Origin of the sequence: Streptomyces sp. NPDC002467, from assembly GCF_042889825.1 — a bacterium.
In the GTDB taxonomy this organism is placed as follows: Bacteria; Actinomycetota; Actinomycetes; order Streptomycetales; family Streptomycetaceae; genus Streptomyces.
The window spans coordinates 208,898-215,065 of sequence record NZ_JBIARJ010000018.1 but is presented as its reverse complement, the minus strand read 5'-3'; the positions used below and the strand labels follow the sequence as shown (position 1 = coordinate 215,065).

Genomic DNA, 6,168 nt, shown 5'->3' with positions numbered 1-6,168 from the left:
GGCGCGGGGGGGGGGGGGGGCGCCCCCGCCCCCCCCGGGGGGGCGGCGCCCCCCCCCGGGGGGGGGGGGGGGGGCGCGCCGGCCGCCCCCCCCCCCCCCCCTGCCCGGCGGAGCCGGGTTCCTGGGGCTCCGCCCCAGACCCCGCGCCTCAAACGCCGGAGGGGCTGGATCTGCCCGGCCCGCAGCCGAAAGCAATGGGCGGAACCCGGGGAGGTCCGGGGCCGGCCCCGGATGGGTCAGCGAGGGGGCGGTGGGGGGCCGGGGCGCGGAGGATGGGGGTATGTCGACATATTCCCTCCGGGTCACCGCCACCGGCGCCCTCGCGGCCGCGCTGCTCACCACCAGCGCGTGCTCCGACAACGGCGGCGTGAACGGGGGCGAGAAGGTGAACGCCGACGGCAGCCGGCACGCCAAGCCGCTGAAGTGGGAGGACTGCCCCGCCCCCACCCCCCTGGAGGGCGGCGGGCAGGCGCCGCCCAAGGGATGGCAGTGCGCCACCCTCGACGTCCCGCTCGACTACGCGAAGCCCGAGGGGGAGACGATCCCGATCGCGCTGATCCGCGCCAAGGCCCGCGACAAGGACAAGCGACTCGGCTCGCTCGTCTTCAACTTCGGCGGCCCCGGCGGGTCCGGAATCAGCACCCTGCCCGGCGCCGCCAAGGACTACGAGGCCCTGCGCGAGCGCTACGACCTGGTCAGCTTCGACCCCCGCGGGGTCGGCCGCAGCGTCCCCGTCCAGTGCCTGGGCGACAAGCAGCTGGACGCGTACTACGCGCAGGACTCCTCCCCTGTCACCCCCGAGCAGGAGAAGGCCTTCACCGACGGCATCAAGCAGTACCAGCAGGCCTGCGAGCGGAACTCGGCCAAGGTCCTGCCGTACGTCGGCACGGAGAACGCCGCCCGCGACATGGACCGCATCCGCCAGGCCCTCGGCGACGAGAAGCTGAACTACTTCGGCATCTCCTACGGCACCGAGCTCGGCGGGGTCTACGCCCACCTGTTCCCCAAGAACGTCGGCCGGGCCGTCTTCGACGCCGTCGTCGACCCGACCAAGAACTCCGAGGAGGGGGCGCTCGGCCAGGCCAAGGGCTTCCAACTCGCCCTCGGAAACTTCGCCCAGGACTGCGTGGACCGCGGCGACGAGTGCAAGCTCCAGGGCAGCACCGCCAAGGAGATCGAGGCGAACGTCATCAAGCTCCAGAAGGAGCTGGCGGCGAAGCCGATCCCCGGCATCGGGGACCGCAAGCTGACGGAGACCTCCGCGACCAACGGCATCGCGCAGGCCCTGTACTCCAAGGAGCTGTGGCCGCTGCTGGAGCAGGGCCTCGACGAGGCCGAGGGCGGCCAGGGCCAGCTGCTGATGGCGCTGTCCGACGCGCTCAACGGCCGGGACGAGCACGGCCAGTACAGCAACATCGGCGCCGCGAACTCCGCGATCAACTGCGCGGACTCCAAGGACCGTTACACGCTGGAGCAGACCAAGGCCCAGCTGCCCGCCTTCCGTGCCGCCTCGCCCGTCTTCGGGGACTTCCTCGGCTGGGCCATGATGAGCTGCACCGGCTGGCCCGTCCCGGGTGCCTGGGAGACCCCGGACGTCTCGGCCCCCGGGTCCGCCCCCATCCTGGTGGTCGGCAACACCGGCGACCCGGCCACCCCGTACGAGGGCGCCCGGAACATGGTGGAGCGGCTCGGCAAGGGCGTCGGGGTGGAGCTCACGTACAAGGGCGAGGGCCACGGCGCGTACAACAGCGGCGACGCGTGCGTGCAGGGGGCGGTGAACTCGTACCTGCTGGACGGGAAGACGCCGAAGGCCGGCACCGTCTGCACGCCGACGAAGGAGCCCACGGGGACGCCGGTGGCGCCCGAGCCCCCGGAAGGGGCGTGAAGGCGGATACGAGGCAGCGGATACGAAAAGGAGGGGCCGGCCCGCACGCGGCGGACCGGCCCCTCCTCGGTCAGGCTTAGTAGACCGGCTTCTCGGGCTCGATCTGGTGGACCCAGCCGATGACGCCGCCACCGACGTGGACCGCGTCGGCGAAGCCCGCGGACTTCAGCACCGCGAGGACTTCCGCACTGCGGACACCCGTCTTGCAGTGCAAGACGATCTTCTTGTCCTGCGGCAGGTCCTGGAGGGCGTTGCCCATCAGGAACTCGCCCTTGGGGATCAGCTTCGCGCCGGGGATCGAGACGATCTCGTACTCGTTCTTCTCACGGACGTCGATGATCTCGATCTTCTCGTCCGCGTCGATCCACTCCTTGAGCTGCTTCGGAGTGATCGTCGAACCGGCGGCCGCCTCCTGGGCCTCCTCCGACACGACGCCGCAGAAGGCCTCGTAGTCGATGAGCTCGGTGACGGTCGCGTTCGGACCGCAGACCGCGCAGTCGGGGTCCTTGCGGACCTTGACCTGGCGGTACTGCATCTCCAGGGCGTCGTAGATCATCAGCCGGCCGACCAGCGGCTCGCCGACGCCCGTGAGGACCTTGATGGCCTCGGTGACCTGGATGGACCCGATGGACGCGCAGAGCACGCCCAGCACGCCGCCCTCGGCGCAGCTCGGGACCATGCCCGGCGGCGGGGGCTCCGGGTACAGGCAGCGGTAGCACGGACCGTGCTCGGACCAGAAGACCGAGGCCTGGCCGTCGAAGCGGTAGATCGAACCCCACACGTACGGCTTGTTCAGCAGCACGCAGGCGTCGTTCACCAGGTAGCGGGTGGCGAAGTTGTCGGTGCCGTCGACGATCAGGTCGTACTGGCTGAAGATGTCCATCACGTTGTCGGCCTCGAGCCGCTCTTCGTGCAGGACAACGTTCACGTACGGGTTGATGCCGAGGACGGAGTCGCGGGCGGACTCGGCCTTGGAGCGGCCGATGTCGGCCTGGCTGTGGATGATCTGGCGCTGCAGGTTCGACTCGTCGACCTCGTCGAACTCCACGATGCCCAGCGTGCCGACGCCGGCCGCGGCGAGGTACATGAGGGCGGGCGAACCGAGGCCACCGGCACCCACGGCGAGCACCTTGGCGTTCTTCAGGCGCTTCTGGCCGTCCATCCCGACGTCGGGGATGATCAGGTGACGCGAGTACCGGCGGACCTCGTCAACGGTGAGCTCAGCAGCTGGCTCGACCAGGGGTGGCAGCGACACGGGGACTCCAGGGTCATCCCCGCGGATGCGGGGAATTTGTAGGTTGTTCTATCCCGTAACAGTGCCACGCCCATTTTCATTCCGAGACACCCGTCCCGATCCGCGAGACGATTTCGTCCCAGTACCCGGGCATCGACTCCCACGGGTCGCGGTCGGGCGTGCCCCGCCGGTCGGTGAACCAGATCGTGCCCGCGCCCTGCCAGCGGGCGATGCGGACGGCCTCCTCCAGATGCGTGCGCGGCACTCCGTGGACGAGGTGGCAGAACCGCTCCGGCGGGTGGTCGGCGGTCCACTCGGCCACCTGCGACCAGCGGTAGTCGGCCCAGGCCCCGGAGAAGGTGACCAGCTGGTCGGCGATCTCCGCGTAGCCCTCGTACGGATGGGTGCCGTGCCCGAGCACGATCAGCGGGGCGTCGCCCAGGCCCCGCAGGGCGTCCACGACCCGGCGCACCGAGGCCAGTTCCGCCCGGTCGGCGGGGGTCCCGGCCAGGTAGAAGCCGCCGACCCCGTACCAGTCGCGGAAGCGGTGGGCGTCGGAGAGCAGCTCGCCGAAGGACCGCGCGCCGTCCCGTACGGCGAGGTGCCCGAGCACCGTGCCGCCCGCCGTACGGAGCTTCGCCGCGGCCTCCGTGCAGTGCGGGTCGGGCCGGCCGCCCGGGCCGTCCGTCACGTTGAGGACGGCCCAGTGCAGCGGGGTGCCGGGGCGGGTCAGCTCGGCCCATTCGACGGGGGCGAGCAGCGGGTGCGCGTAGCCGGGGATGCCGAGGCCGATCCCGCCGGCCTCGGTCGCGGAGGCCGTCGCCGTCCCGGGCGGGGTGGTCAGATGCGGCACGCCGCCTCCATCCAGATGTCCGCGAGGGACTCCTCCAGGTTGATCCGGGGCCGCCAGCCGAGCCGGTCGCGGGCGGTGCGGACGTCGGCCTGCTGCCAGGCACCGCAGCCGTCGGGGTACGGGTACGGCTGCGGGACCGAGGCGGCGATCTGCTCGGCGGTGGCCTCGGAGCGGGGCGACGCGATGGCGGCGAGCCCGCCGGGGCGGCCCGGGTGCCCCTGCTGGGGTCCACCGTGCGGGACGTCCAGCTCGTGCAGGGCGCCTCCGTATCCGGCGACCCGCGCCAGCACGGAGGCCGCGTCCCGCAGCCGGACCGCGCGGCCGGTGCCGATGTTCACCACGCCCTGGGCCGCCGACAGGGAGGCGGCGTGCACGGCCCGCGCCACGTCCCGTACGTCCACGAAGTCGCGCTGCACGCCGAGCCCGCTGAGCTTGAGCTCCCCGTCGCCGGACTGCATGGCGCGGCGCATGGCCTCGGCGAGCCGGCCCAGCGGGGATCCGGCGGGGGTGCCGGGGCCGACGGGCGAGAAGATCCGCAGGACGACGGCGTCGAGCCCGGAGCCCAGCACCAGTTCGGTGGCTGCCAGTTTGCTGACCCCGTACGGGCCTCCCGGTCTGGGCACGGCGTCCTCGGCCGTCGACGACCCCGGCTGGCTGGGACCGTACTCGGCGGCGCAGCCGAGCTGTACGAGGCGGGCCCCGCAGCCGCTGCGGCGCAGCGACTCGCAGATCGTCGCCACGGCGACGGTGTTGTGCCGGGTGAGCTCCCGGGCCCCGCCTCGGGTGGCGCCGGCGCAGTTGATGACGACGCCCGGGTGGACGGCGTCGAGGAAGCGGGTGAGCGCGCCGGGGCTGCCGGTCGCGAGGTCGAACCGTACGTCGGCGTCGTCCCCGCGGCCGAGCGCGGTGAGCTGCACGGCGGGGTCGGCGAGCAGCCGGTCGGCGACGTAGCGGCCGAGGTATCCGTTGGCTCCGATCAGCAGCACCCTCATCGCGTGGCCCCCTGGTTGGTTGGCTGCCCGGTCATGTCCTTCTCCTTGTGGATCGATGTGGGTCGGTACGTAGGGATGGGTGGGGCGATGTCAGGTACGTGCGTGCGCGGAAGCCCGGGCCAGCACGAGAACGGCCTGTACGAGGAGTCCCGCGACGGCGGCGAGCGCCGCGGCCGGTACCGGGACCAGGGCGAACGCCAGCGCCACGGCGATCGGGGCCCTGCGGGCGCCGTGCCGGAGCAGGAGGCGGGTGAGGAACAGCAGCAGGGCGAGCGGCACGACCACGCGCGGCGGCGCTCCGGCGACGGCGGCCGCCCCCGCGGCGGCCGCGGCGAAGAGCGCGGCCGCCGCGAGGAACAGGGGTCGGGCCCGGTCCGCGAACTCCTCCAGCGCCCGGCTCCCGGTGAGCCGGGCCCGGGCCTTGGCGGCGAACGCCTCGGCGACCAGGTGGGCGGGGGCGACGGCCAGTGCGAGGCCGACGCCGAGGGCGGTGCCGTGCCGGTACACGGCCCAGCCGGTGACCGCGGCGGCGAGCAGGTACGGGCCCCACGCGAGCCGGGGCCCGGCGGTACGCCCGGGCCACACCAGGGCGGCCACGGTGACCGCCGCGGTGAGGACCCCGGCCCACGGCACCCCGGCGGCGGCCGCGCCGAGACCGGCCGCCCCGGGGAGCAGTGCGTACCCGAAACCCCGGAACGCCCGGGCGTCCGCGGAGGCGCGGGCGGGCCGGCCGCCGGGGTGCTCGCCGCGCGGGGTGCGGGCGTAGAGCTCCTCGGCGAGCGAGAAGACGTCCCGGTGCCGGAACCGCGCGGCGGTGCGGTCGGTGATCCCGTGCGCCTCCAGTCCGGCGGCGATCTCCAGCGGGTCGACGGCACGCTCGCAAAGCTCCCGATGCCGATGCAACAACGCCTTCACGGGATCCCCCGCAACCCGCCGCCGCCCCGCCACCCCTGCCTTACCGGCCCCACCGGGGTCCGATCCAGCCTCACCGGTGTCCACTCCAGCCTCGCCGGCACCCACGGCCCCACCAGAGCCCGATCCAGCCCCGCCGGGAACCACTTCGGCCCCGCCGGGGGCCACTTCAGCCCCGCCGGGGGGGTGGGGGGGGGGGGGCGGGGGGCCGCCCCCCCCCCCCGCGGCCCGCCCCCCCCCCCCCCCCCCCCCCCCGCCCCCCCCCCCCGGGGGGGCGCCCAGCCCCCCCCCA

At 73.9% G+C, this 6,168-nt stretch carries 5 protein-coding genes; 1 reads left to right on the top strand and 4 read right to left on the bottom strand.

All coding sequences use genetic code 11. The features are described 5' to 3' along the window. Positions 1-280 precede the first annotated feature (280 nt). The gene (locus ACFYYJ_RS31815; protein ID WP_385366618.1) at positions 281-1,885 is read left to right on the top strand and encodes an alpha/beta hydrolase; all 1,605 of its coding nucleotides are present in this window, start codon (positions 281-283) and stop codon (positions 1,883-1,885) included. A 76-nt stretch (positions 1,886-1,961) separates the two neighbouring features. Here ACFYYJ_RS31815 and moeZ read toward each other — a convergent pair whose 3' ends face one another. The 4 genes from moeZ to ACFYYJ_RS31795 all read right to left on the bottom strand — a co-directional run bounded on the left by moeZ (position 1,962) and on the right by ACFYYJ_RS31795 (position 5,879). Next, positions 1,962-3,140 carry an adenylyltransferase/sulfurtransferase MoeZ gene (gene moeZ, locus ACFYYJ_RS31810; RefSeq protein ID WP_384596291.1) on the bottom strand — a complete coding sequence of 393 codons (1,179 nt, stop codon included), beginning with the start codon at positions 3,138-3,140 and terminating at the stop codon, positions 1,962-1,964. Positions 3,141-3,216: 76 nt separating this feature from the next. After that, positions 3,217-3,972: a spherulation-specific family 4 protein gene (locus ACFYYJ_RS31805; RefSeq protein WP_385134157.1), complete on the bottom strand. Its 756-nt coding sequence runs from the start codon at positions 3,970-3,972 to the stop codon at positions 3,217-3,219. Further along, positions 3,960-4,964 carry an NAD-dependent epimerase/dehydratase gene (locus ACFYYJ_RS31800; protein ID WP_384758948.1) on the bottom strand — a complete coding sequence of 335 codons (1,005 nt, stop codon included), beginning with the start codon at positions 4,962-4,964 and terminating at the stop codon, positions 3,960-3,962. Before ACFYYJ_RS31800 ends, ACFYYJ_RS31805 begins: the two co-directional genes overlap by 13 nt. A gap of 90 nt (positions 4,965-5,054) precedes the next feature. Beyond that, entirely contained in the window at positions 5,055-5,879 is an 825-nt protein-coding gene (locus ACFYYJ_RS31795) for a hypothetical protein (protein WP_385134155.1), read from the bottom strand. Positions 5,880-6,168: the final 289 nt, after the last annotated feature.

Bases quoted from the DNA above. Each gene is read 5' to 3' on its own strand.
- ACFYYJ_RS31815 (WP_385366618.1), top strand. From the start codon at position 281: ATGTCGACATATTCCCTCCGGGTCACCGCCACCGGCGCCCTCGCGGCC.
- ACFYYJ_RS31800 (WP_384758948.1), bottom strand. From the start codon at position 4,964: ATGAGGGTGCTGCTGATCGGAGCCAACGGATACCTCGGCCGCTACGTC.